The organism is Singulisphaera acidiphila DSM 18658 (genome assembly GCF_000242455.2).
Taxonomy (GTDB): domain Bacteria; phylum Planctomycetota; class Planctomycetia; order Isosphaerales; family Isosphaeraceae; genus Singulisphaera; species Singulisphaera acidiphila.
This window is the reverse complement of the sequence record NC_019892.1, coordinates 2252656-2277372: the sequence shown is the minus strand read 5'-3', so window position 1 is coordinate 2277372 and position 24717 is coordinate 2252656. Positions and strand designations below refer to the sequence as shown.

At 63.4% G+C, this 24717-nt stretch carries 14 protein-coding genes and 1 pseudogene; 5 read left to right on the top strand and 10 right to left on the bottom strand.

Annotation, left to right across the window (positions count from 1 at the left end; all coding sequences use genetic code 11):
• Positions 1 to 66: 66 nt before the first annotated feature.
• The 3 genes from ptsP to SINAC_RS08935 form a co-directional block, all read right to left on the bottom strand.
• Entirely contained in the window at positions 67 to 1836 is a 1770-nt protein-coding gene (gene ptsP / locus SINAC_RS08945; protein ID WP_015245360.1) for a phosphoenolpyruvate--protein phosphotransferase, read from the bottom strand.
• Positions 1837 to 2211: 375 nt separating this feature from the next.
• A complete protein-coding gene (locus SINAC_RS08940) occupies positions 2212 to 3885 on the bottom strand; it encodes a SulP family inorganic anion transporter (RefSeq protein ID WP_015245359.1) in 1674 nt (557 codons plus the stop codon).
• Positions 3886 to 3933: 48 nt separating this feature from the next.
• Positions 3934 to 6714, bottom strand: a complete 2781-nt coding sequence (locus SINAC_RS08935) for a right-handed parallel beta-helix repeat-containing protein (protein WP_015245358.1) — start codon at positions 6712 to 6714, stop codon at positions 3934 to 3936.
• 226 nt (positions 6715 to 6940) lie between these two features.
• On the opposite strand from SINAC_RS08935, the gene SINAC_RS08930 reads away from it, so the two are divergent.
• From SINAC_RS08930 to SINAC_RS08920, 3 genes are all read left to right on the top strand, one after another.
• Positions 6941 to 8236, top strand: a complete 1296-nt coding sequence (locus SINAC_RS08930) for a replication-associated recombination protein A (protein WP_015245357.1) — start codon at positions 6941 to 6943, stop codon at positions 8234 to 8236.
• A 316-nt stretch (positions 8237 to 8552) separates the two neighbouring features.
• Positions 8553 to 10022, top strand: coding sequence for an IS701 family transposase (locus tag SINAC_RS08925; RefSeq protein WP_015244795.1), 1470 nt, complete (start codon positions 8553 to 8555; stop codon positions 10020 to 10022).
• A gap of 191 nt (positions 10023 to 10213) precedes the next feature.
• Positions 10214 to 11458 carry an ISAzo13-like element ISSiac3 family transposase gene (locus SINAC_RS08920; RefSeq protein ID WP_015243809.1) on the top strand — a complete coding sequence of 415 codons (1245 nt, stop codon included), beginning with the start codon at positions 10214 to 10216 and terminating at the stop codon, positions 11456 to 11458.
• A 20-nt stretch (positions 11459 to 11478) separates the two neighbouring features.
• Here the strand turns inward: SINAC_RS08920 and SINAC_RS08915 are convergent, their stop codons facing one another.
• The 6 genes from SINAC_RS08915 to SINAC_RS08885 form a co-directional block, all read right to left on the bottom strand.
• Positions 11479 to 12387, bottom strand: coding sequence for a hypothetical protein (locus SINAC_RS08915; protein ID WP_015245356.1), 909 nt, complete (start codon positions 12385 to 12387; stop codon positions 11479 to 11481).
• Between the two features lie 41 nt (positions 12388 to 12428).
• The gene (locus SINAC_RS08910; protein ID WP_015245355.1) at positions 12429 to 14534 is read right to left on the bottom strand and encodes a vWA domain-containing protein; all 2106 of its coding nucleotides are present in this window, start codon (positions 14532 to 14534) and stop codon (positions 12429 to 12431) included.
• A complete protein-coding gene (locus SINAC_RS41520; protein WP_015245354.1) occupies positions 14531 to 16201 on the bottom strand; it encodes an FHA domain-containing protein in 1671 nt (556 codons plus the stop codon). Before SINAC_RS41520 ends, SINAC_RS08910 begins: the two co-directional genes overlap by 4 nt.
• Before the next feature lie 36 nt (positions 16202 to 16237).
• The gene (locus SINAC_RS08895) at positions 16238 to 17131 is read right to left on the bottom strand and encodes an FHA domain-containing protein (RefSeq protein WP_015245353.1); all 894 of its coding nucleotides are present in this window, start codon (positions 17129 to 17131) and stop codon (positions 16238 to 16240) included.
• Complete coding sequence (locus tag SINAC_RS08890; protein ID WP_015245352.1) at positions 17128 to 19194, bottom strand: Hsp70 family protein; 2067 nt, start codon at positions 19192 to 19194, stop codon at positions 17128 to 17130. The genes SINAC_RS08895 and SINAC_RS08890 overlap by 4 nt, the downstream gene beginning before the upstream one ends.
• A 73-nt stretch (positions 19195 to 19267) precedes the next feature.
• Positions 19268 to 20935, bottom strand: coding sequence for an Hsp70 family protein (locus tag SINAC_RS08885; protein WP_015245351.1), 1668 nt, complete (start codon positions 20933 to 20935; stop codon positions 19268 to 19270).
• A 336-nt stretch (positions 20936 to 21271) separates the two neighbouring features.
• Here SINAC_RS08885 and SINAC_RS08880 point away from each other — a divergent pair, with 336 nt between their 5' ends.
• Positions 21272 to 23614 (top strand): VIT domain-containing protein, encoded by a 2343-nt coding sequence (locus SINAC_RS08880; protein ID WP_015245350.1) that lies wholly within the window; start codon positions 21272 to 21274, stop codon positions 23612 to 23614.
• A gap of 63 nt (positions 23615 to 23677) precedes the next feature.
• Here the strand turns inward: SINAC_RS08880 and SINAC_RS08875 are convergent, their stop codons facing one another.
• Positions 23678 to 24376 (bottom strand): nucleotide exchange factor GrpE, encoded by a 699-nt coding sequence (locus tag SINAC_RS08875; RefSeq protein WP_015245349.1) that lies wholly within the window; start codon positions 24374 to 24376, stop codon positions 23678 to 23680.
• Between the two features lie 153 nt (positions 24377 to 24529).
• Here SINAC_RS08875 and SINAC_RS41135 point away from each other — a divergent pair.
• Positions 24530 to 24646 (top strand): annotated as a pseudogene (locus SINAC_RS41135) (IS630 family transposase); the annotation flags it as partial.
• Positions 24647 to 24717 lie beyond the last annotated feature (71 nt).

Below are 24717 nucleotides of genomic sequence, written 5' to 3'. Positions count from 1 at the left end.
CGACGGCCCGCACGCTTTCCTCGAACCGGCCTCAGCGTGAGGGAGAGCGAGGGAACAAGGATGGGATCATGCAGAATCAAACACTTCTAGAGCGCTGGAGATTTCGTGAAGTCTCGCCGTCAAGTAGGTGCGAATTTCCTCGCTCGTCTTGAGCTGGAGCACCTGGTGGGCGAACCGTTCGGCCTGCGCCGTGGTGACGGAACTCAGGAGGGCCTTGATCGTCGGCACGAAGGCGGGGCTCATGCTGAATCGCCGCAAGCCCATCCCGAAGAGCGCCAGGACGGAGCGGGGCTGGCCGGCCATCTCGCCACAGAGGGTGACCGGGGTCCCGGTGCGCTGGCAGGCGTCGAGGACCATCTGCAAGACTTTGAAGATCGCCGGGCTGAGCGGTTCGCAGAGGTGGGCAACCTTTGGGTTATCGCGGTCGGCAGCGACCAGGTACTGGATCAGGTCGTTTGAGCCGATCGAGATGAAGTCGGTCTCGCGCAACAGGGCGTCGATGCAGACGGCGGCGGCGGGGACCTCGACCATAACGCCCGTCTTGACGTCCTCGCCGAAGGGAACGCCTTCGCGGCGAAGGTTGCGCCGGGTCTCCTCGACGAGCTTGTTGACGTACCTCAGCTCCTCCAAGGTCGTGATCATCGGGAAGAGCATGTTGACCTTGCCGTGCCGACCGGCCCGGAGAATCGCGCGGATCTGCCGTTCGAAGAGCCTCGGGTGCTCGAATGAGAGCCGGATCGAGCGCCAGCCCATGAACGGATTGGCCTCGCTCCGTCGGCCCAGGTAGGGGACCGTCTTGTCCCCGCCGAGGTCGAGAGTCCGGATCGTCACCGCACAGCCGGGCGAGTCCTCAATGATCTGGCGGTAGTACTGATACTGCTCTTCCTCGTCGGGAACGTCCTGGTGGGTCAAAAAGAGGTATTCGGTACGAAAGAGGCCGACACCGGTCGCGCCGACCTTGAGCGCGGCCTGAGTGTCGGCCAGGTTGTTGATGTTGGCCAGCAGCTCGATCTGCGAACCATCCGCGCTCCGGGCCGGCTGGTCGCGGTTGAGGACGAGCCGGTCCTTGAGGTCGAAGAACTCGCGCTGAAGCTTGCGATAAGCGGCGGTCGTCTCGCGATCGGGGCGGACCAGGACGAGCCCGTCGCGACCGTCGACGACCATAAGGTCACCGGAGCGGACGTCGCCGGTAATCCCGACCACGCCGGAGACGGCCGGGATCCCCCGGCTCCGCGACAAGATCGCGGCGTGGCTCGTCCCCCCGCCGGTCTCCGTCACGATCCCGGCGATCGGCAAGTTGCCCAGGCTCATCGCCTGGCTCGGCAGGATCTCGTGCGCCACCAGGATCACAGGCTCATCCCCATGCCCATCGACATGGGTGCCGGTCGGAATCAAGGGCGACTGTAAGGTCAGGTGGGAGCCGATCCGCGAGATCACGTCGCGAATGTCGGTCATCCGTTCGCGGAAGTAGTCGTGCTCGATCCGCGCGAACGTGGCGGCGTAGCTCTGAAGCACAAGCTGGAGCGCCGAGAGCGCGGTCAACTGCTGCGTCTCGATCAGCGAGCGGACCTTGGCCAGAAGCGTCTGGTCGTTGACGATCTGGAGGTGGCTCTTGAAGATGTCGGCCTCGCTCCCCCCGAGCTGCTGGGCGACCTTGACCACGATCGCTTCCAGCTCGGTTGCCGACAGCTCGACCGCCCGGTCGAATCGCTCGACCTCGGCCGGAATACTTTCAGGGCTTTCCAGGCATTGCGGTTCGCTCGATCCGAAGACGGAGTCGAGCCGATAGGCGACGCCGACCACGACTCCAGGACTGACCGCGATACCCTTGTGCATAACAGACTCAGTCCAGATTTTCCAAGCGTTCAGAACCTTCCGGAGCCAATTCCAGGAGGTTCAGGTCATCAAGGTGCCTCATTAAGCGGCAGCCGGCCATCGCATTGAGAAGTCACCGACGTCGCGACGCCGAAATGAATTGTCCTGACAATGCCTCGAATACCCACGGCAGACTGGAGGGGGAAGTGAGTCAATCCGACGAAGGACAGGCGTTGCGACCGATCGAGTTGACGCACCCTCCAGTCCCCAACGGCAATTTTCATACCTAAAATCGCCGAACTTATCAAGACCCACTGTTCTTTTGAACAAGTCCAGGCGGTGTCCAGGGGAACCACGAGCGGCGCGTCCGTGCATAAAAAAGGGGGCAGCCTTTCCTCAGGACCATGTTCCCAGCGGAGCCAGGTCCGCCTGCTGCTCCTCCGGAGGTCGACCGACCGCTCCGATGATCAGGAGGATCGCGGCGAAGCCTCCGTAGGCCACTGCCCAATGATAGGGGGTCTGGTTCGCCGAAGCCAACTCTCGTCCCTCAGCTTTCACCCGCGCCATGGCCACCCGAGGGACGACGATCGGTCCCGAGGGCAGTGGCGAGTGGATAATACCGAACCAGGCCATCACACTCGCCACGAGCAATGCAAGGGCGGCCGCCCGGATCCGACCATCGATCAGGTGGGCCAGAGTCGTCGCCCAGATCAGGCTGGTCACGATGAATCCTCCTGAGAGGATGGTGACCGTCTGAACCCAGCGCTGGGCCGAGGGGGGGAGGGCCTGGAAGTCGATCGAAGGGAGAACCTGGTTGAGCGTGATCAAGGCGAGGTATGCGAGCGCGGGCACGCAGGCCAACGCGACGGCCGGATAGTGGCGAACCGCCGTGGCCTGGAACGATTGCGAGGTGATCTCCAGGCCGACGAAAATCAGGATCGGGAAGACGGCAGCCTTGGGAATCAGGTAGAAGAACCAATCAAAATAACCGAAGACCCCCGCAGCCCCGACAAAGAGGGCCGCCGCCAGGGTGTAGCCTGCCCGAGCCCCCATCGTCTTGTAGGCGGGGTGTCCGATATACGGGGTCGACTGGATCACCCCACCGAAGAGTCCCCCCACGACCGTGGCCAAACCCTCGGCGGCAATGATCTGGCCGGTCGGATAGTCGTCACCGGCCGCCGCCGCACTCTCGGTGCAGTCGATCCCGCCGACGACCGTCGCCAGGGCCAGGGGAATTGCGACGGGGAGATAATTCACCGCCTCACGCCAAAATTCATTGAGCCAGGCCAGGAACGGGCCGATCGGCAGCGGCAGAACCGCCCGCAGTTGCGCTGACGGGTGGTCCCCCTCCGCGCCCAGACCCGGACCAAGGCCGAGCGCATTCAAGCCATAGTAGATCAAACAGCCCACAACGACCGCCGCTAGCGCCCCCGGGAACTGACGAGGAAGCTGCCAGCGCGCCGTGAGCGTGGCCAAGATGATCGCCAAGGCCGCAAACCCCACGATCGGCTGAGCCGCGATGTCGACGAGGGGTAAGAAACTGATGATTACCAAGGCAATCGCCGTCAGCGAGCCAAGCAGACCCGCGCGAGGCACCATCTTCCGGACCAGGCCGCTCACCATCGCACAGCCGAGCTTGAAAAAGCCGGAAGCCAGGATCATGGCGATCCCGAGATACCAGGCGTGATGTGCGGCGTCGATCGGCTCGAGTCCCCGCGCAGTGGCGGCTCGAAACGAGGGGCCGATGATCAGGAAGACCGTGCCGAAGGTGCTGGGAGTATCCAGGCCGAGCGGCATCGCCGTCACATCGGTCCGGCCCGTGCGACGGGCAAGCTGCATGGCCATCAACGTGAAGATCAGGTCGCCTACCATGACGCCGACGGCCGTCCCGGGGATCATCCGGGTCAGGACGAATTCGGCGGGCATGCCGAAGACGCCGACCAGCAGGCCGGCCATCAGGATCATGTCACCGAGATTATCGAGCGTAAGTCCAAAGAAGGCATTGATGTCGCCTCGCACAGCCCAGCGGTAGCCGGCCTGCGATTTCTCTACGGTCGACGAGGATATCACAGTCGGAAAGCTCCCAGGATTCGTGAGCTGGATTCCCCCATGATGACCTCATGGCCTCTTCGTTGCACGCAAGACTTCGTTCGAATCCACAGCGGCAGGCAGCCTAAACCCTTTCTTCGTAATCCGCAGGCCATTGACCTGAGCGGCGTTGACGTGGACGCCGACATTCCCAAGGGCGGACGCGGGCGCTTCGAGATGGTCCCCCTGCTGGGTCACAACCAGTTCGCCGGAATCGTGTGAAGGGAGAAATCCAAAGGTGAGCCCTCGAAGTGGAGCCTTCTCCTTGGCTCGAGCTCGCTGCCGTAGGAACGTGTCGGACCATCGGATGACGTTGTTTTTCAGGGAGATCGTCATGTAGGTCCGGCCCATGTTCGCCTTGGTGTACTGGGAATGCTCTACGCCGATGAGCCCCCCCTCGACCGCGTCTTCGAGAATGTTTTTCTCGAACTGGCCGCCGAGAAAGGGAGCGTGGGACCAGCCCCAGATCATGGGTGACTCGCTGGCCGCCGCCGCAAGCCGAACGATCTCCCCCCCTCCGATGAACCGATTTCCCCGGATCAGGGTCCCGAAATGGTTCCCCGGCAAGACGAGGCAGCATGCCCCCCTCCCCCCTCGAGCGTCGACCGTGTTCCCCTCGACCCGCATGTTGACGAATCCACTGCTGATCGAGATCACCGACGCGTCGGAGGGGAGCGCCGAGCTGAGCAAGAAGGTCGTCGGCGAAATGACCTGCGCGATTGACCGCCACTCGCCCGCCCGCGTTCCCGTGAGTACGGAGACCAGAGAGCCGATCTCAGGAGGCCCCCCGAACACCGGGTTGATCGTGAGCAGGCGTCCATCTGAGGAGACAGCGGAGGGCCTGCCCTCGAAGTTGAGTCGATACGACTCGGTCAGAATGATCTCGGGGGCATTTTGCGACGGGATCGTGTCATCGTCACGCGGGCCAACGCCCTCGACCGTATTGTTCTCGACCTGCACGTCGCGTCCGTACCCCGTGACAACCAAGAATCGCCAGGTCTTGCCCGAGCGGCCGACCGGCTTGATCCGGTTCCCTCGAACGAGCAGGTCGTGAACATAGTGGCCCACGACCACGCCATGGCTGAAGGTACCACTCGGCGTCCCGCGATAATTGTTGTCGACGAACTGCCAAGGGCCAGCGAAAAACTCGATGACACCTCCGAAGAGCGTGCAACCCTTGATGCTCCCTGCTTGCGCCGTGTTGAGGCGCATCAGCCGCACGGCATCTTCCCATTGGGTCGCTCCGGACGGAGGAGGCCCCGCAAGATCGAGTCGCTCAAAGGTCAGGCCAATCTTGCGGTCGCTCCGCGCCGGCTCGAGATTGTCGGTCGAGCCGATGACGGCAGGCCCATAATTCACGTTCTGATTCCAGCGCACGGGGCCAGCGAAGCGAATCGCAAAATCCCGGAGCGTTGTCGATCCACAGTGAATCTTGACCGCCGTCGTCCAGGGAGCCTCACTCGTGCCTTGCGAGAACTCGAGGATCGCCCCCGGCTCACCCGCAAGCGTCACCGGCTTGTTGAGGACCAACGGCTTCGAGAGGCGGTGCGTCCCTCCCGCCAGAGTGACCGTCCCAAAGCGGTCAACCAGGTCGTGGAGGTCATCCCCCGGTTTGGCGACCACCGTAGTGGGAGCCGGCTGAGGCAAACCCGCGAACGGGTCACATTCGCCCGCTCCGAATTGGGCAAACGTGCTTTCGCCGTTCGCGAAAATGAGGCGCAAGGTCAGGGTCGCACCAACCTCGTTGCGGTACGGGGTAAAATAGAGGTCGGCCTTGGTCGAGTCGTCCCCTCGGCGCAAGGTGAGCGGTCGCTCCTCGGGCTCGACATCGAGTTTGACTTGCGGACTGCTCCGAAAGGTCCAGTTCCTGAACACGGAATCGCTCAGGACCGCCGCCTCGATCGCGCGACCGGCCGGTAGCCCGGAGAGCGCGACATGAACGTCGCGTCGATTCGAGTCGAGACTCCCATCCTGACCAAGCCAGCGGCCCTGGAACGCCGCCGCTTCCAGTTTCGGAATCGAGGGAAGCGGCATCGCCAGCTTCGGGTCGGTCCGCTCCCCCTTGATCCGCAGCGCGTCGCTTTTGCCATTCGGATAGGAGATGGTGACCGAGAGGTTCCGTCCTGCTAAGTCGCGATCGGGCTGGAAGTAGAGTTGAGCGATCGACGGATCCTTGGCATCCCTGACGATTTCGGCGTTGTAGTCCCCTTCGGGATTGATACCGACGTGCCACCGCACCCCTTCGCCAGCGTCGAGCACCACCCCTTTGATCGTGGCCTTCGGGTCAAGCTTCTCGAGGGTGAGGCGCGCATCCTGATAGCCGTCCGGCCCAACACCGAGTTCCGCTGCCGTGAAGTCCTGTCCATCTTGCCCGGCCCACCGAACCGTCGGCATTGTTCCAGGCATGCGAAGGTTCGGATTCGATCGGCCTCCCCTGACCGACAGGTTGGCGACCATCCCGTCCTTGTAGTCGATCTTGATCTGAAACGTTCGCCCCTTCTCCGGATGCTCGTTCTCAAAATAGAGGTCGGCCGTTGTTGAGCCTGGACTGCGTTCCGCGGCAATCCTCCAGGAGTTTGACGACCGGTCGGAACTCCAGAAACCTCCGTCCGGCCTGATCTCAACCGTCTTGATCGCCCGTTGGGCCGGCAAGCCAACCAGTTGGATATGAATATCCTGATAGCCATTAGGCTCCAGGGTTGTCGAAGGCGAAACCAGGTCATGACCATCCTGGCCGAGCCACCGACCTGTCGGTCCACCGGCGTTCACAAGGGCCAGACTCAACGCGATCGTCCATGATGCGGCCACCATTGCCTACTCCTCATGATGCATGGATCTGTGAGCGAACCCTTGGCTCCGCCGGCGATTTGAAACACTTTACCACAACCGATCCTCGGGAAGGGGAATCGCGCGGGCTCGTGATCCCCACGACGCACGGGATACTCCCTTTGGGAAACACGTGCTATACTGGACATTCAGTCATGTCAGGCCGCGTTGCGGACCGACGAACCGGAGGATGGCGCGGGGAATCTCAACGATGGCCAGGCAAGAAACGAGGGACCTCTTCGGCGAACCGGAAGAAGAGGAGGAGGCCCCGCAGTCGATCGATCCGGGGGCACCGCTGGCCGAGCGCATGCGGCCTCGGACAATCGACGAATTCGTTGGCCAACAGCACCTCACGGGGGAGGGGAAGCTCGTCCGCCGCCTGATCGAGGATCCAGGCCCGCTCCCCTCCTTGATCTTGTGGGGCGGTCCCGGGACAGGGAAAACCACCCTTGGCCGCCTGCTCGCCCAGCGTGCCCATGCGCGATTCGTCCCGCTCTCGGCAGTCCTGTCAGGGGTGAAGGACTTGCGTGAAGCGGTCGTGGAGGCGAAGCGACAACGTCGCGGGGGACGGCGAACGGTCCTGTTCATCGACGAGATCCATCGCTTCAACAAGTCGCAGCAAGACGCGCTTTTGCCTTCCGTCGAAGACGGCACAGTGTCGCTGGTCGGAGCGACGACTGAGAACCCATCATTCGAGGTCAATTCGGCCCTTCTTTCCCGCTCACGGGTCCTCATCCTGAATCCCCTGGGCGAAGAAGAGATCTCCGAGATCTTGCGCAGAGCGATGCTCGATCCGGAGCGGGGGCTCCGCGCCCACCAAGTCATGATGTCCGACGAAGACATGCGACTCCTGGCTCATTCGGCGGGGGGAGACGCCCGCGTGGCCCTCACCGCGCTCGATGCGGCGACTCGGGCCACCGAACCGGGATCCGACGGCTCTCGCCGCATCGACCGCGAAACCCTGGTCGAAGCCTTGGGCCGTTCGCGCTTTGCCTACGACAAGGGGGGCGAAGATCACTACAATCTCGCCTCGGCCTTAATCAAGTCGCTCCGGAACTCGGACGCGGACGCAGGCCTCTACTGGCTGGCCCGCTTGATCGAGGGGGGGGCCGACCCCGTCTTCATTGCGCGTCGGCTCTGCATTCTGGCCTCGGAGGACGTGGGACTCGCCGATCCCCAAGCGATGGTCCAGGCCGCCGCAGCAGCCGAGATTACGCGGATGATCGGCCTGCCCGAGGCGCTTTACCCACTTTCACAACTGACGATCTATCTCGCCCGCGCTCCCAAGTCAGACATCGTGAAGCGAGCCTATCACGCGGCAGCCGCCGACGCCGCCGCCACGCCTCGCGAACCGGTCCCACTCCACTTGCGCAATGCAGTCACTCCGCTCATGAAAGCGTCCGGCTACGCCCAGGGCTATCGCTACGTCCACAATGATCCGAAAGCCAAGGATGAGATGCCATGCCTCCCGGAGCCGCTTCGCGGGCATCGCTACGTCGACAGCTAATCGCAAAAGCATAGACTGGTTCAACTGAGCCGTTACTCTCGAGACGTCCACAACTGGGTGTGGAGATCTGATCTACCCGAGCGAATATCGCTCCGATTCACTGCCACCGGTGTAGCCCAACGCACCAAACTCCGAGTCGTTCAGCGGTATTTGATTCGGAACGGGCTGCAAAGACACTACTGCCGTGCAAGCCCAAGCGAGAACCTTGGCCCCTTCTAAGCTTGACTTTTGCCGTTTTGGGATACAAATGTGGCGAGCCTCCCTGGTGCAATGAGGGGTATGCACAGAGCCCTTCCTCGCACACAAGAAGGCCGCCATGACCAGTTTAACCGATCGGACTCGCGCGCGACTCTCCGTGAAGCAACTTCGCTTGCGGTTGCGGACCAACCGGCGGCGACAGGCTCGCAAGGCGCGGGCCACACGGCGAAGGCTCGAACGAATTCACGAGCAACTCCCCAAGCAGGTCCGCACCGTTCTTGACCCCCTCGAACCCGCCTTCTCGCGGGCGGCCCATCGCCGGTTCATCCTCCTGGCCCTGGCCGCGATCCTGACTCTGGGCGGACGCACGATCAACAACCTGCTCCGTGTCCTGGGCACCCTGGCGCCCGGGCACCCCAGCAGCTATCACCGCGTCTTCTCGCGCGACCGATGGTCGCTCGCCGCCCTGGCTCGCCGCTACATCGCCACGGTCCTCGCCAGTTTCGTGCCGCACGGGCCGATCCTCCTGGCGGGTGACGACACAGTCACCGAGCATCCCGGCCCTCATGTCTACGGTAAGGGACGCCATCGCGACCCGGTTCGCTCGACTCACACCTACACCGCGTTCCGCTGGGGGCATAAGTGGGTCGTCTTGGCCCTGCTCGTCCCCGTCCCCTGGGCCACGCGACGCTGGGCCTTGCCGCTGTTGATCGCGCTGTATCGAACCAAGGAGGATAACGCGAAGTGCGGCCGACGGCACAAAACACCGCCCCAATTGCTCGGCCAGTTGGTTCGTGTCTTGATGCGATGGTTCCCTGATCGGACCCTGGTCGTCACCGCCGACGGCGGCTATGCGACCCACGAGTTGGCGGAACTGGCCGCACGGACCCCGAAGCGGCTGACCCTCGTCAGCTTGTTTTACCCCGATGCCAACCTGGTCGAGCCACCACCGCAATACGCGGGCCTGGGACGTCCTCGGGTTAAGGGAGCGAAGTTGCCCGGCCCGGCGGAAGTCGTCAAGGTGAGCCAGCAACGACAGGCCCTGGAAGTCGCCTGGTACGGCGGCGGCCGACGTCGTGTCGAGACCGTGACGGGGACCGGACTCTGGTACAAGGGAGGACGTCCCCTGGTGAACGTGCGCTGGGTCTTCGTCCACGACCGGGACGGCACGCACCGGGATGGATATTTCTTCACGACCGACGCCACGATGAGCGTCACGTCGCTGATCGAGACCTACACCGCGCGGTGGAACATCGAGACCACCTTCGAGGAAATTCGCTCTTACCTCCGCATGGAGACGACGCGTGGCTGGAGTCGAGACACGGTCCTGCGCGTGGGTCCCTGCCTGTTCGGACTGTATACCCTGGTGACCTGGCTTTACTCCCGATTGCCGAGACGCGGGTCGCGGGTCGGCGGCGTGGACTGGCCGGGCAAATGTGATGTAACGTTCTCGGATGCGATCACGGCGGTCCGCCGCTGGTTGTGGCTGGAATGGGTTTTGGCGATCCCTGGTGATCGCGTGGTGTTCCAAAAGCTCACGCCCGGATTCCGGCAACTCCTGCTCAACGGCCTTGCCCCCGCGGCCTGAACCCCCGCCAAGTCGCTTGCCACGCTCAAAAGCCCGGTCCGAGACGCCGTCGCAAGGGGTCTCCTCGGATCAGGGTGCGCGCTGGCACGACAAGGTCGTCAAAACGGCAAAAGTCAAACTAAGGGCTTGCGCAAAAACAACCTTTTCAAATCAAGCTTGGCATCTATGTCGGTTTCTGCGATAATAAGAGGATGTACGATCCTCTTGTCATCGCACAGATTCAACGGAAATTCCATCTGCTTTCCCCCGAGATGGACGAGAGACGCCGCCGGCAGTGGGCGGCAGCGGAGGCGAAGGAGTTGGGCTGGGGTGGTGTCTCGCTCGTGGCCCATGCCACCGGACTGTCTCGTCCGACGATCTCGGCTGGGATGCGGGAGCTTGAGCGACCGATTGCGCAACGCACGGTCGAAGGGACTCGGGTGCGTCGGCCGGGCGGTGGTCGGCCGACAGCGGCGAAGTCTGACCCCGGATTGATGGCCGCGTTGGAGTCGTTGCTCGACCCCGTGACGCGAGGTGATCCCGAGTCGCCGTTGCGATGGACCTGTAAGAGCACGCGGCGGCTGGCCGAGGAGCTGTCGCGGCAAAACCACGGCGTGGGACCGCGAACCGTGGCCACATTGCTTCACGAGGCAGGGTACAGCTTGCAGGCGAATCGAAAGACTCGGGAGGGAGTCGCGCATCCCGACCGCAACGCCCAGTTCGAGTACATCAACGCCAGCGTTGGCCGAGCGCTGGCCCGGGGGCAACCGGCGATCTCGGTCGACACCAAGAAGAAGGAGTTGGTGGGCGACTTCAAGAACGGTGGACGGGAATGGCATCCGCAGGGGGAACCCGAGGAGGTCCGAGTCCATGACTTCCTGGATAAGACCCTGGGCAAGGCGATCCCCTACGGCGTGTACGACATGGTCAACGACCAGGGTTGGGTCAGCGTGGGGATTGATCATGACACGGCCCAATTCGCCACCCACAGCATCCGCCGCTGGTGGCAGGAGATGGGCCGTGAACGCTTTCCCCGGGCCACCGAATTGCTGATCACCGCTGATGGCGGTGGGAGCAATGGGCATCGGACGCGTCTCTGGAAGGTGTCGCTTCAGGCCTTGGCCGATGATCTTGGTTTGATGCTCTCGGTGAGCCATTTCCCGCCGGGCACGAGTAAATGGAACAAGATCGAGCACCGGTTGTTCAGCTTCATCACGCAGAATTGGCGAGGAAAGCCGTTGGTCAGCCATCAGGCAATCATTAACTTGATCGCCGCCACAACGACCAAGAGCGGCCTGATCGTGAAGGCGGTACTGGATACGAATCATTACCCCCTCGAGATCAAGGTGAGCGATACGGAACTGGCGGCGCTGTGTCTGGAACGGCACGAGTTTCACGGAGATTGGAACTACACCATCGCGCCGCGTATAAAGAAGTCACGCTCCCAAAAATTGTAAAAGTTATTTTTGCGCAAGCCCTAAGGAAGAGCCGAGAGTGGGAGAAACTGGAAGGATACCCCACCCCACGAGGCTTCGGGCTTCCAGTTCTCATTGACGCGTGCCAACGACTCATTGGATCCAAGGATAGACATGAGATTGCCTTCAGGCATAAAGACCTGTGCAGGAAGAAAGGCAATCGCTGCGGCCTGATCTTTGGCCGACAAGGGGCGATCGTCCGATAACCGGCCGAGGATGGCCCGCAACCTCGTGGTCTTCGCAGGTTCACCTGGGTTCGGTCCGGTCCTCCGCAACAGGCTGAGCAGTTCAGGGCGGCTGATCCAGACTCCCCAGTCTTCGGGACGAAGAGCGGCGAGCCGGATTGGGACACGCCCGCTCACGGCCTGCCAGGGAAGCGCCTCGTCCCAGCGGGCGACCTCGACCGAGTCGGCCGTCCAGCTGAGAACCGGCAAGGCCGGTCGACTCGTCGTTGGCCGGTGATCGTTCGACGCCCTGGCATCCGCTGCTGCCGAGCCATCGTCGGGGACGTGAACGACAAGCCGGGTTTCCCAGGGCAAGAGGTCGTTTGCGTTCACCCAGCCGATCGGCCGGCGATTGCCGACTCGGTAGAAATCAGGGGGACCGCTCAAGGGCCAGACGTCGTAGATATCGACGAACATCCGGAGCCGGATCGTCTCGGAAGGGGAGCCTGCCGGGTGATCCGACGTGATGACGTCGTCGTGCAGCAAGAGCGCCTTGCGGATAATCGGCCCAGCGACGACTTTCGGCTCGGTCGAGTTGGGGACTGGCGGACCCTCGAATTGACGTTGCCAGCGCTCGGCCAGGGCCGACTTCAACGGGCGAATCATCGTCTCCCCGCGCCAGGTAATCAGGCCCAGAATGACGAGCAGCACGAGCGTGGGCAACGGATAGCGGATGGGTGGGAGCATCAACACCGATCTCAACAACGAAAAAATGGGGCTGGGCCTCGTCAGGGACGCGCGTGCTTCGGCTTCCGCCCAAGCCAACCCGGAAGCGCAGCCAGGACGACCAGGCCCGCAACGAGCACGAGGAAGAGTTGGGGCCAACCCCCCGCTGGGACGACCATGCCCGGGATGAACACGGCCGTCTCGCCCGCCTTGCGGCTGGCCCGGTAGTAGATCCGGACCGGGCGGAGTGTGCCGTCCGGGAGTGCCCGATCACTCTGGTAAGACAGAGAATAGCTCGACCGCAGTCGTTCGGCCAGTTGCTCATAAATCGATCGCAATTGATCGGCCTGGCGAGCGGGATAGTACTGGCCGCGTGTCTCGACGGCCAGACGACGGAGGGCATCGCTCTCGATCTCGTCTTCCGTACCGAGCCCCAAGGTATGGACGGGCAAGCCCAGGCGTCGGGCTGCCACGATAACCGAGTCGAGTGTGGCCGACTGGCTGAACGTATCTTCGCCGTCAGTGAGCGCCAGGACAGCGCGGCGGCCCTGCTCACGATTGAGCATTTCGAGCGCTTCGGCGACGGCGTCGTAGTAGCGGGTCGCGCCTTCGGGGGTCAGGCCGTCGACGGCTTCCTGAACCTTTTGCGGGTCGCCGGTGAACGGGCAGATCGTCTTCACGTCGGAGCCGAAGGCGACCACCGCCACGCGCGATCCCGGCGGCAGACCTTTCAGAAACGAGGAGACCGATCGCTTGAGGGCGCCGATCCGATCCTCCTCTTCCATGCTTCGACTCCGATCGACCACAAGGACGACCGTGGTCGCGTGGGCCTGGGTCGTGACGGGAGACTGGAACTTGCGGATCACGACCGGCTGGCCTTCCTCGGTGACCTTGAAGTCTTTCTCGGTCGCATCGAGCAAGTAGGTCCCGTCGGGTCGCTTGACCTCGAATTCCACCGAGATCTCCGGAAAATTCGAGTCGCTTGCCCCCGTGACCACGACGTCGTTTTCCTCGCCTCCGGTACGTGGCGGCTCATCCTTCGCCTTCTCGGGAACAGGGACCTCATCGGCCTGTTTGTCGAGTCGAGGAGCGGCGGGAAGTTTCAGGACGCGATCGAGCTCGAAAGCGAGGTTGGCCTTGCGCAAGAAGAGCAAGGCGAGGCAGGTATTCGGAGTTCGCCCCCAGGCGGGCTCGGGCCAGCCGCCGTCGTCCATCTGGCGGCGGAGCAGTTCGTGGGCGCCGGTCTCGTACCAGTCGAAGCCGTCAAGATTGCGAAGGCCGAGGGCCACGCAGACACGCTCAAGTGACCAAATATAGTAGATGTCGGAATTCTGGCCGATCTTCCGCGCGTCCTTGGCGACGGCTTGCAGCGCGTTCGCGAAGATCGGGTCGGCGGCCAGGGCCGCGCCTCGGGCGCGGGCGGTCTGCCGCTCGGCCAGGTTCGGCCGGGCCGCGCTGATTGCCAGCCCCATCAGGCCCGCGCAGGTCATGGAGTCGGTCCCTGCAGCTCCGCTGACATAGCCCCATCGCCCCCTCCGGTCGGGCGACCGCCGAAAGTGGCTATCGATCGCCGCCAGGCTGGCGTTGGGGTCGAACCCGTGGCGACTGGCCGCCCAGATGCCGAGCAGAGCGAATTGCGTGTTCGAGTTGTCCCCCACTTCGCCGACCCTGCGAGACAGATCACTCGAACGTCTGCGGGGGCGTTCATCGTCCTCGACGCTTTCGAGCGGCACCGTGTAGGTCCACATCCCCCCCTGCTCTCCCGCAGCGAGCCGCGCGGCCAGACGTTGAATCAGACGGTCGTCGGGTCCGCGAGTCTCAACCTGGGCTCGAGCCAAGAAGAGGATGGCCAGGGCAAGGTCATAGGTCTGCGTCGACCTGATCGCCAGGCTGTGGACGACCGAGCTTGCCCGGGTGATCGAGGGATCGGCCCGATCGATTCCATTCTCCATCAGAGCCAGGCCGGCGAGCGCGGTGATTCCCAAGGTATGGTCGTGGTTGAACGAGAACGACCAGTGGCCCCTCGGCTCTTGCTGCGCTTTCAAAAAGGCCACGCCACGCTCGATCGCCTGGGCAATCGCGTCGGCCTGAGGATCGTCGGCTCTCGCCTGCGCCTGGCCGACCCCGAGGGAGATCAAGGACGCCGCGACCAAAACACGGAGGTTCATGATTCGGGCTCCGTGGCAGGGCGAGGAGGCGCAACCAAGAGAGAGAGTCCCGCGATCCCTGCACCAAGAACGGCCCAGAGAATTCCCGAGCCCCAGATCGAGCGGGACGGAGCCGGTCCCAGGATCGGCTCGACGGCCCGACAGAGGGCGACGACGATTGCGGCGCCGAGAACGCCCACACACGCTCCCGCGAAACCAGCCGGCGGCAGGTCGCGTGCTTCACCGCGCTTCGCCGTGAGAGCCACGCCGATCGCACTCCCGGCCGTGGCGAAAAGGAGGACAGGTCCAAGAAGACGAGGGAGAGCCTCGGTTGCTCCTTGCCCTAGAGGAAGCTGCCCGCCCAGCGCCACAAGTGACCGAAGCACGAGGCCCCCGAGAGTTCCCAGGGCGAGACGGAGACCGGTCGGTTGTCGCGCGACGAGCTCAAGAAGATCGGGGCCCCCTTCACCGTAGATGGCCGAGGAGAGCTCAGGGATCGACTCCGGCGCAGGGAGCCGCTCAAGACGCACGGTCACCCGGCGGCTTCCCCCATTGCTCTCGATCACGACCGTCCCCGTTTTCGGGGCCGCGAGGTTCTCGGGGATCTCGATTTCGAGCGGCACCTCGGTGCGATCCACCGTGATCACCGGTTTCCCGGCAAACGTCGGAGTCAACTTGATCCAGGCCGCACCAGGCTCAACACGGAGCGTCGAGCGAAGCAGTCGATAGCCGGTATTCGTGATCGCGAGCACCTGGCGCGTCACGCCCCCCCCGGCCACCGCGCGGACGGTGAGCGTCTCGGGATGCACGTCCAGTTCGGGCAGGCTTGACCGAGTCGTGGGCAGTTGGGCCAGCCAGGCGTCCAATCGCTCGTCGGCCGTGCCTGGAGCATTCGCCTCGGGAGCGAGTTCGGCAAGTCGGTTCGTGGCGAAGAAGGCTGCCAGCCGTCCCGATGTCAGCTCGTCACGCAATGCCTCCCAGCGCTGGGCTGAGACAGTCAGCAGATCATCACAGGTCCGGCACGACGTCCCCGACTTGAGCACGAACGGAACCGGGAAAACTCCCCCCTTGGCCAGGCTTGGCCTCGGCAATGGTGGCGCTACCGGCTCGGGCGCCCTCCTTGTGGAATCCGTCGGTGGCGGCGCTGCGGGCCTTCCGGGCGCGGGCCGAGGGGGATTCGGTGGCGTTGGATTCGTTCCTGGTCTGGGCGGAGACCCTTGAGAACCCGGCGACGGTGGCGTCGGCCGAGGCGAAGGCTTCGAGGAACTCGTTGGTGGTGGCGTTGCCGGATGGGGTACGGGCTTCGGTGGAGTAGGCCGCTCCAAACCCGACGTTGGCTCGAGCGGGCGCGTCGCAACGTTGGAGACGACTTTGAGCTGGACGCCGCCAATCTGAATCAGGTCCCCCGGCTGGAGTGTCAGTGCCTGGCCTGGCAGGATGCGTTGGCGGTTGACGAAGGTGCCACCGGGACTGTCGAGATCGCGGACGACCGGCCCTTGGGGGGAAAGGTCGAACTGGGCCTGCCGCCCGGCCATCCGGCGCGGACTGCTCCCTTCCTGATGGCCAAGGTCGAGCCCAGGGCTGCCATTCAGGGCGTTCCCGACCACCGTCGCCGCGCCGTCGAGCGCGTAGCTTCGCCCCACCTCGGTTCCGCGGACCACTTCCAGCGACCAGCCGCTTTGATTCATGGGGTTTCACGTTCGGCCGGGGTTCCAGCCGGGCTCCTAGCGTTGTCGGAACACGAGCAGAGTCTGGCCGAGCTCAATGCGATCGCCGTTGCTCAGGATGTGCGTGTCGTCGATGACCGTTCCATTGACGCGAGTCCGACCGCTGGGGGCATGGTTGCGAAGCACATAGCCTTTGGGAGTCGACTCGATCTCAGCGTGGCGTCGAGCCACAGCGCGGTCGCCAAACAGACCGACCTCCGCGCGTTCGTCCAGTCCCATGGCCGAGACCTTCCGCGCGAGCAGGTAGACCCGTCCCTCCTGCCGCCCCGAGATGACTTGCACCCAGGCCCGCCTCAACACCTGTTCCACAAGCGCCAGGAAAAGGCCCAACCCGGCCCCCAGGATCACAATCCCGAGTCCTTGGCCCAAACTGTTGTTATAGCGCTGCCCGAGGCTCTGACGGAGCCATTCGAAGAGGTAGCCGCCGACCAGCCCTCCAAGCCCGCCGCCGATGAGTCCGTAGAGGAGCCGTTGTCGAGACCGATCGGCCAGTCCCTGGCTCACCCCGATCCCGAGTCCGAGAACCGCCCACGAAAGGGCGCGACCGATCAGGCCCCCCTGGAACCAGCCGATCACCGATTCGCCGAGCACCAGGCCGAGCGCCCCTCCGGCCGCGCCGGCCAGCGCTCCCCAGGTGGAGACGCGGCTCAACTTGATCCAGGCACCGTCGCGAAACGGCCCGGAAGCGTTGAGGAAGAAGCCAATCGTACCGCCGATCGCGACTCCGGCCAGGGCATCGCGGACCAGAACCGAGTCGGCCCGAACGAGCTCGACGTAGAGATAGAGGCCAAAGATCGCGCCCAGCGCTCCTGCCAGGGCAAGGTCATAGGCCTGGCGAACGTTCACGAACCGATTCCGGGCGAGGGGGACGGGCTTGGCCGCGACGCTCATTGAATCTTCCGCAAGCTACGGCCTCCCTCGGCGATCACCCGGGCGATGTGGCCAAACGTCTTCACAAGCTCACCCGCATGCGCGAAGATCGAGCCTTGCTCGCTGCTCGCGATCCGGCGGAGATAGTCGAGATCGGCGTCCCCCATGCCGATGGCCACGATCTCGATTCCCTTCTCCCGCGCGGCCTTTGCACTCTCCACAGCACTCTCAGGGGCGTCGGGATATCCATCCGTCAGGACGACCATGTAGCGGATCCGATCCGTTGCGTCGAGCTTCTCACGCGCCAGGTCGATCGCGTCGGTCAGGTTCGTGCTGCTGTCCGGCTCGAGCCGGGAGATCGCCGCCTGCACCTTTCGGGAGTTGTCGGTGGCCTCGGCTTGCAAGGTGACCTGGGTCGAGAACGAGATCAGGCCGACTTCCATGGTCGTGAAGTCGCACCGGTCAAGGAACTCGCGTGCGGCCGTCTGGGCTTCGACCAGCGGAAATCCGGCCATGCTCGCCGAGACATCCATCAAGAGATAAACGCGCACTGGCTCAGGCCGCCCAGGCTCGGCCATCGATTCCGGTGGCCGGCCAAGCCAGGACAGGTCATTAGGGACCGGCTCGACGTCCATCGCCAGGGTCTGTCCGGTGTCGCGTTGCACGGCGCGGACCTGCACGACCCCGTTGGCGTCATACGACATATCCAGGTCGATCGTCACTTCGGCGTCCGTTGCATGGATTCCCGAGCAAACATATTTGCCGAGAATCGTGCAATCCAACGGTTGTTCACTTTCCCCTTGCGTAATGTAGACCTCGAGTTTCGAGTTCGCCCCGCCATGCGTGGCATGGAGATACGACTTATGGTTCTCGGCCGGGATCGGCAGGTTGCGGCGGATCACGATATCGTTGATGTAGCGTGAGCCGTCGGGGCTGATGGCGACGGTGCCCAGGCTGTGGGACATCACGTCGTGGACCCGCCTTGCGCCGGCGAGACTGAACTGAGGCGTAGCGTCGCGCGAGGACTGTCCCACCTCCATCGCCGCCTGGATCGCCGCGCCAAGCGCAACGACCTCGTCGACGTTGACCCCGGTTCGAGGTGGCGCGCCTGCCATCTGCGTGACGTAAGAGCGAACCATGGGCATCCGCGTGGAACCGCCGACGAGGAGAACTCCGCTGAGTTGCTTCCAACCGAGCTTCGCTTCTTCAAGGGCCTCTTCGGTCAATCGCCTGGTCCGATCCATCAGGGGGAAGGTCAGGCTCTCGAACTCCGCGCGGGCCAGTTCGTAGCTCCGCCGCTCCGTCCCGAGTTGGAGTGTGATCCGGGTGGTCGTGCGGTCGGAGAGGGCCCACTTGGCTTGCTCGCTCCGGACCAGCACCTCGTTGAGGGCGACCGGATCGTCGAGCGGGTCGATCCCGGTGTCGGCGGCGAACCGCTCCGAGAGGAAGGTGGCAATCCGATCGTCCCAGTTCTTACCGCCCAGGTCGTGGTCGCCGGCGGTGCTCAGGACGGCGATCTCATCAGGGGTAATTTGCGCGACCGTCACGTCGAACGTGCCGCCGCCCAGATCGTAGATGAGCACCGTCTCGCTGGCCCCGGTCCGTTGCAGACCGTAGGCGAGCGCCGCGGCGGTCGGCTCGTTGATGATCCTGAGCACCTCGAGCCCCGCCGCATTGCCGGCGTCAATCGTCGCCTTGCGCTGAGCGTCGGCGAAGTAGGCGGGGACGGTGATCACCGCGCGGTCGACGACTTGCCCAAGCTTGGCCTCCGCATCCTCCTTCAGTCGTTTCAGCACCAGTGCGGAGAGGTCGCTCGCGTTATAGTCCCGGGTCCCGAACCGAAGTTGGTAGAGCGGGCTCCCCATGTGGGGCTTGAAAAAGCTGGCAATTTCGTCGTTGCCCAGCCGCGCCCACTCTTTCGCCTCCTGACCGACGACCGGGGGATCCGTGCCGAAGTAAACTACCGAAGGGGTAATGTTCTGACCCTCACGGTTGGCGATCACCTCGGGCCGGCCATAGGTGTTGCGCCAGGCCACCACCGAATTGGTCGTCCCGAGGTCGATGCCGACGAACGTGCTCGCCATTCCCGACTCCCGCTGAAGGTCGGTTCGTTTGAAAAATTCTTGAGATCGGTATGTCACGGGACACGGGCACGGCTCAGGAGACGTTCAGCAACCGCAAGGCCGACGACCTCTCGGCCACCTCTTCGGCGTTGAGGACCGCTTCCGTCTCAAACTCAACGTCGATCGAGGCCCCACCGGTCAGGTCGGTCGCGGTGACGATGAGCCGGCCGTCCCGGTTGATGGCGAACTTCACCCGGATCGGGCTCCGAGCCGGCAGGCTCGGGGGAAGATTCAAGGTGGCCGTGCCGACATCCTTGCAGTCGAGCGGTTCGGGGCTATCCCGTTCGCCGGCCATCACGCGGATATCGACGCCGGCCTGGTTCGCGGTGTCGGTGCCGAAGTCACTGCTGTATTCCATCGGGACTTCGCCGTTGCGCGGGAGGAGGTAAACGACGACATCCTTGTTCTTGTCGTCGCGGGCCACGACGCCAAGGCTCTTGCTCAAGACGTTGACGATCTTGGTGTTGACCAGATCCCGCACCGGCCCGGTGAGCGTGAAGCCGAGTTGTTTCTCGATCCGGTCGAGCGCTTCGGCCACCTGTTCCTCGGACGCAGCCTCGAGACTCTGCTCGTTCGCCGACCCATTTGCCACAGCGCCTTCGGGCGCGAGGATCTCGCGGACCGACTCTTCGAGCGACTCCTTCAGACCGAACAGCGCCGCCCCCTTGGCGACCGACTCGTCGGGGTCGAAGCTTTCCGGTTCCTTGGCGAAGTCGGCGACGATCCGCTCACGAACTTGGGGCATCCGCGTGGAGCCGCCGACGAGGATGATCTTGTCGAACCCTTCGTGCCCTTTGACCTTGGCGTCGGCCAGCATTTCGCGGGTGAGCTCGATCGTCCGGTCGAGCAGGTGCTTGGTGATCTCGTCGAACTTGGTGCGTTCCAGTTCGACGCGAGCCTGCTGCCCGGCGTGGGTGACCCGGAACGGGGCCTTGTCGCGCTGAGTGAGGGTCTTCTTGCCACGCTCGGCCTGAAGGAAGAGGTCGTTGAGGACCTCGGGGTCGTCCATCGGGTCGGCGTCGAGTCCGGTCTGCTCGCGGAACTGGTCGGCCAGGTACATCACGATGGCCTCATCCCAGAGGGTGCCACCGAGTCGATGGTCGCCGCCCGTGCAGATGACCCGGATCAGGCGGTCCTTGATCTCGATCATCGTGATGTCGAAGGTTCCGCCACCAAGGTCGTAGACGAGAACGGTCTGATCGTCCCCTTGTTCGAGCCCATAGGCAATGGCGGCGGCGGTCGGCTCGTTGAGAACGGCACGGACGTTGAGGCCGGCCAGGCGTCCCGCGTTGGCGGTCGCCTCGCGTTCGGGCGTTCCGAAGTAGGCCGGGCAGGTGATGACGACGTCGGTAATCTTCTCTTCACCGAGCGCCAGCTCCGCGTCACCGACGACCTTGCGGAGGACGAACGACGAGATGTCCTCGGGGCTGAAGACCTGGCCGTCGTGCTCGAACACGTAGTTCGGGTCACCCATATGCTGCTTGACCCGGGAGACGACACGGTGAGGTTCGACCTTGGCCGACTCCTTCGCCGTGTTACCCACGATGATGTTGTCGCCGTCAAAGAGCACGACCGACGGGGTGATTCGCTCACTCTCCTGGTTGGGAACGATCACCGGCTTCCCATGCTCGTCGACGTACGCGATCGCCGAATAGGTTGTCCCCAGATCGATACCGTAGACGCGTTTGAGACCTTCGCTCACGGCAAGGGCTCCCTTTGGCTGGGCCACTACGAACGGGGACTGACTCGAAAACCAAAAAAAAGGTGTCGAGCCATCTCGCCCTGGATCTTCGTCCCGGCGAACGAATTATTGATTGTAATCGCGGAACGCGTCCGATGGCAGACGTTCGTTTGAAACGATTAAGAGAACGGAAACCATGAACGGGGGGAACGGCTCGAAAAAGAAAGGATACGGGAAATCGACTTCGAATCAGGACGTGGATCACGGTTTGTCCCTAAGAATTGTCCCCTTCGCACGTTCTTTGAATAGGTCCCATCGCAATCGCCGGATCGTCACGTTTTAGGAGGAGGGTCTCCCATGAAACCTCGAGTCGGACGATACCTGATCGTCATCGCTCTGGCCCTGGCGGCCCAGCCGGACCGAGCGTGGTCACAAGGCATCATGATCGACCGTCGCCCCAACCACCCGATCGCCCGTTCTTATGAAATTCGCGACGTGACGGTCGATGCCAAGGTGCGCGATCAGGTGGCTGAGGTTCAGGTCTCGCAGACGTTCCACAACCCGGGCTCAACCGTGCTCGAGTCGGAATACTACTTCCCCTTGCCCGAGGAAGGGGCGATCCAGAACTTCGTCCTGATGGTGGACGGCAAGGAACTCCCTGGCCGGCTCCTGCCCAAGGACGAGGCGCGGCGGATCTACGAAGAGATCGTTCGAACCAAGCGCGACCCGGCCCTACTCGAATACATGGGACGCGGCCTCTTCCGAACCAGCGTCTTCCCGATCCCCCCCGGGGCCGATCGCAAGGTCACGATGCGTTACACGCAACTCTGCAAGCGCGATCGCGACCTCGTCGAGTTCGCCTACCCGTTCAATACCCAGAAGTTCACGGCCAAGCCAATTCAGCGGCTCACGCTCTCGCTGCAAATCCAGAGCCGGGACGCCATCAAGTCGCTCTACAGCCCCACCAGCGACACCACCATCCGCCGCGACGGGGACCACGACGCTCGGGTCCTCCTGGAACAGCGCGACGTCGTTCCCAAGAACGACTTTCGCCTGGTCTACTCCTTGGCCGAGGGAGCGCTCGGGGCCACGGTGATGAGCTACAAGCCCAGCGGCTCCGAGGATGGCTACTTCTTGATGCTCGCCAGCCCGCAGGTCAAGCCGACTGACGTCAAGCCTGTGCCCAAGACGGTTATTTTCGTCCTCGACCGCTCGGGCTCAATGGCAGGCAAGAAGATCGAGCAAGCGCGAAAGGCCCTTCAATTCGTCCTCAACAACTTGCGCGACGATGACCTGTTCAACATCGTCGTCTACGATGATCGGGTCGAAACCTTCCAGCCTGAGCTCCAGCGGTACACGTCGAAAACGCGAGCCGAGGCCGATCGATTCGTGGACAACATCCGCGAGGGAGGCGCAACGAACATCGACGCCGCCCTCAAATCGGCGCTGGGCATGATCCACGATGACTCACGACCCAGCTATGTCCTATTCCTCACCGACGGCCTCCCCACCGCAGGGGAGACGGGCGAGATGGCCATTGCCGAGGGGGCTCGAAAAGCAAACCGGGAGCACGCACGGATCTTCGCGTTTGGGGTCGGTTACGACGTCAACTCACGCCTGCTCGACCGGCTCAGCGGCGGCAACAGCGGGACCAGCGAGTACGTCAAACCCGACGACGACATCGAGTCCCACGTCTCTCGGTTCTACGCCAAGATGACAAGCCCGGTCCTGACCGACATTCGGATCGAGCTCACCGACACCGACGTCAACCGGACCTATCCCCGCGACCTCCCCGACCTGTTCGAAGGGGGTCAGCTCGTTTGGGTCGGGCGTTACCGCCAAGCGGGCCGCTCCACCATCCGCTTGTCCGGCCGCGCCGGTGGTGAGCGCCGGAGTTTTGAGTTCCCGGCCGAACTCGCCTCGACCGACCGTGGTACGGCGTTCGACTTTGTCGAGCGTGTCTGGGCGATGCGGCGTGTCGGCCACATCATCGATGAGATCGATCTGCGAGGCCAGAATAAGGAGCTGATTGATGAACTCGTCTCCCTGAGCACGAAGTATGGCATCATGACTCCCTACACTTCGTTCCTGGCCGACGAGAGCATTCCGCTGCACGGCGGAATGGCGAACACCGTCCGCGCCGGCGAGCGCCTCCACGAGCTTGAAATCACGGATGGCGCAACCGGCGTGATCCAGCGGGGTGCCAAGCGTTTCTACCAGGAGGCGGCCCGTCCCTCATCAGCCTCTGGCGACTCCTTCTCTCTCCCGTCGTCAGCCCCCAGAGCAGGTACACCGGCCCTTTCCACGGAGAGTTCGACGATTTCTGGCCGCTTTGGCGGGATGAGCCTGGGCGCCGGGAGTTCGGGTTCGCGACGCGACTCCAACGGACTTCAGCGGACTCGCGCCCAGGGAGCCAACGAACCGGGCCTGTTCAATGCAGAAGCCAAGGAAGCGGACGGACGACCATCGGTTCGCCAGGTCGGGGCAAAGACCTTCTATTACAAGAACCAGCACTGGATCGATTCGACGGTCAAACCCGAGGACGACGCCAAGGCTACGGTCATCGAGCAGTTCAGCGATGCCTTCTTCCGTCTGGCGGAGAGTCAGAAAACCGAGCTGAACCAGTACTTGACCTTCGACGAGCCGGTGACGGTCGAGCTGGACGGTCAGATCTATCGCTTCGAACTCGCGAAACCGTGACCAAGTAAAGAATTTGCCCCTCTTGCCTGATCGGCCCGGCAGCCCCAACGCATCTCGCCGGGCCTACTTCTTGAGGGCGTAGACCGAGACGATCTCGGCTCGGATCACCCGATCGCCCGCCTGGAACCCTTTGCGGTGCCGGGCGGCGATCTGCTTGTTCAGGGCGGCATCCTCAGTCACCACCGTCGCGACCGCCCGCTGTCGCCGTGGGTCGAACGACTCGCCCTCTTGCAGGTAGGGTTCGACCCCTTGGCGATAGAGGATATCTTCGATCCCTTGTTGGAAACCACGCATCAACCCCAGGTATCGGCTGGCCTCGCCGTTCCCATCCCCTTCGCCTTGCGCCTCGGCGATCTTGCCGATGTCGTCGTGAAGTTGGATCAGGTCGACAAAAATGGGCCGAAGCACATTCAGAAGCAGGCCCTGCTTGTACTCCTGCAACTCGGCGTGCAAACGGTCGACCACCTTCTCCCGCGTGGCCTCGGCCCGGATCTCTCGTTCGAAGAGCGTTTGCAGGGTGTCGAGCTTCCGGTGGAGCGTTTCCCCCAGGGCTGCGATCGCCGGTAAGGTCAAGGAGTCGCTCGACTCTTTCTGATCCGCAATGGGCTCAGCGGGCTGGGCGAGTTCGTCCTCGGTATCGATCGACTCATAAACGGCCGCAGGGATGACAAATGCGATCTCCTGAGCGATCTCCTCGGAAACGAGGGGCTCGGGAAGTGCCGCCAAGATGAGGTCGTTTTCGGGTTCCAATTCGTCGGCCATTGCGAATATCAAAGGACGGATCGGCTCCGCCTTCTCCCCTTGAGGTTCCTCGCTCCGGGTATACGGGATCGATCACGGCCGCACCCGAAAGCGCCACGATAAGGAATGAGGCAGGGAAAGAAAAGGGGATGCCGAAAGGTGTCATGGAAAGCCGAGCAGAGGACTCCCGATTACGTCTGCAACGGGACGACCTCGCTGTTCATGACCCTGGACGTCGCCACCGATCACGTCATCGGCAAGTGTTACCGGCGGCACCGGGCGCAAGAGTTCGAGATCAACCTGCAGACGGGTCCCCACCCATCTTCAAGTATGACCCGGCCACCTCTGGCGGCTCTTGGTCG

Excerpts from the sequence above, each read along its gene's own strand:
- ptsP (WP_015245360.1), bottom strand. The coding sequence starts at position 1,836 with ATGCACAAGGGTATCGCGGTCAGTCCTGGAGTCGTGGTCGGCGTCGCC.
- SINAC_RS08935 (WP_015245358.1), bottom strand. The coding sequence starts at position 6,714 with ATGGTGGCCGCATCATGGACGATCGCGTTGAGTCTGGCCCTTGTGAAC.
- SINAC_RS08930 (WP_015245357.1), top strand. The coding sequence starts at position 6,941 with ATGGCCAGGCAAGAAACGAGGGACCTCTTCGGCGAACCGGAAGAAGAG.
- SINAC_RS08925 (WP_015244795.1), top strand. The coding sequence starts at position 8,553 with ATGACCAGTTTAACCGATCGGACTCGCGCGCGACTCTCCGTGAAGCAA.
- SINAC_RS08920 (WP_015243809.1), top strand. The coding sequence starts at position 10,214 with ATGTACGATCCTCTTGTCATCGCACAGATTCAACGGAAATTCCATCTG.
- SINAC_RS08915 (WP_015245356.1), bottom strand. The coding sequence starts at position 12,387 with ATGCTCCCACCCATCCGCTATCCGTTGCCCACGCTCGTGCTGCTCGTC.
- SINAC_RS08910 (WP_015245355.1), bottom strand. The coding sequence starts at position 14,534 with ATGAACCTCCGTGTTTTGGTCGCGGCGTCCTTGATCTCCCTCGGGGTC.
- SINAC_RS41520 (WP_015245354.1), bottom strand. The coding sequence starts at position 16,201 with ATGAATCAAAGCGGCTGGTCGCTGGAAGTGGTCCGCGGAACCGAGGTG.
- SINAC_RS08895 (WP_015245353.1), bottom strand. The coding sequence starts at position 17,131 with ATGAGCGTCGCGGCCAAGCCCGTCCCCCTCGCCCGGAATCGGTTCGTG.
- SINAC_RS08890 (WP_015245352.1), bottom strand. The coding sequence starts at position 19,194 with ATGGCGAGCACGTTCGTCGGCATCGACCTCGGGACGACCAATTCGGTG.
- SINAC_RS08880 (WP_015245350.1), top strand. The coding sequence starts at position 21,272 with ATGAAACCTCGAGTCGGACGATACCTGATCGTCATCGCTCTGGCCCTG.
- SINAC_RS08875 (WP_015245349.1), bottom strand. The coding sequence starts at position 24,376 with ATGGCCGACGAATTGGAACCCGAAAACGACCTCATCTTGGCGGCACTT.